This is a genomic window from Alcanivorax sp. HI0044, assembly GCF_001634945.1.
On record NZ_LWEZ01001283.1, the window covers coordinates 1 to 1,351 of the forward strand.

1 protein-coding gene is annotated in these 1,351 nt (G+C 54.0%); it reads right to left on the reverse strand.

Features of this window, described 5'->3' with window-relative positions; genetic code table 11:
- Positions 1-1,247: lipoprotein insertase outer membrane protein LolB (locus A3730_RS18500; protein ID WP_063538651.1), on the reverse strand; the 1,247-nt coding region annotated here is incomplete at its 3' end.
- Positions 1,248-1,351: the final 104 nt, after the last annotated feature.

Consider the following 1,351-nt stretch of genomic DNA (forward strand, 5'->3'; position numbering starts at 1 on the left):
AACAACATGGCAAACAGTTTGGTTTCTTCGTAGAACTGGTTTTTCTCTTCCGGGGTCAGGTCATCTTCCAGTTTCTCGTACATGTGAACGATGGTTTCCCACAGTGTTGCATGCACCCAGATCATGGCGTTGATTTCGTTGGCCCGGTATTCGGAACCCCGATGGAAAGCACCGGCCTCTTCGGTCATTTCACCGTCAATTTCCTCATGGATATCCCGCACCTGGTTCGCCGAAGCCATCGCCTGGGGCATGCTGCCAAACACCATGCTGGAGATATGATAGAAAGTGCGGCGGGCCCGCCCCATGGGGTCATTACGCACTTGCGAGTGCTGATCAATACCTGCGGTTACCCAGGGATGAGCCACCTGCAGCAACAGTGCACGACCGGCACCAAAGGCGGGTGGCGCGCTCAAACCATCCAGTTTCCACATCATGGAATCCGGGCCAAAAAGCCCCTCCCGGGGATTGGGCATTGTGTTGTTATGGACCTTGGCCAGCTGTTTGCAGAAGTTGGCTTCATCAATCCACAGCGGCAACGGCGCGCTGCCATCTTCAGGCACCAACCGTTTCACCGCATCATCGCTGGCATAGTCATAGGCACCGTCAGGATTACCCGTTTCCTGGTCATCAGCGATGCCCTGATCACAGGGGTTGGTGAGAAACCCGGTTTCCGCTCGTACCAGTTCCAGATCCAGAGACGCGGCCTCGGATTTCATTTCCATATCTGCAGGCAAGCGATAGCCCCCCTGCACGGACATGTAATCCTGATAAGCAATGTTCCAGCCTTTTTCTTCGATAGAATCCGGAACGTACATGTTTTCCTGATAGATCACCGCATTGGCCGTAGCAGGCAGCCCGCGCACCCAATAGGACAAATCGCCGGCCTGGAGCTGGGCGTGCAGGTGCTCAGCCACCTTCTTGGCCTCCACCCCGCCCATCACATCCAGGGTTTCTTCTTGCGGCGCATAGACATTGCCGCTGATCACCGCCTTGGGGGCGCCCACCGGGTCATCCATCAACACGGCCAGCTGATAATTTTCCCCCAGCTGCTTGAAGTAAAAGTAGCTTTTGCTTTTTACACCCTCCGCACGGAGCACAAACCTGCCTTCCACCATCCATTCATTCAGTGTTTCCGGGGAGATGGGTACATAGTTCGATTCTTGCAGAGAAGAGCAGCCCTGCAGCGCAAGTAGCAGGACCACCAGCAGCTTTTTACCCTGTTCAAGCAGCAAGGAAATCATCATCATTCACCTGATTGTTGTTGGTATTCGGACTGCTTTTATGCGGTTTGTCGCAAGGCTTTCTTGTCAATCTTGCCCACGGAGGTAAGAGGAATAGCATCAATGAAGAA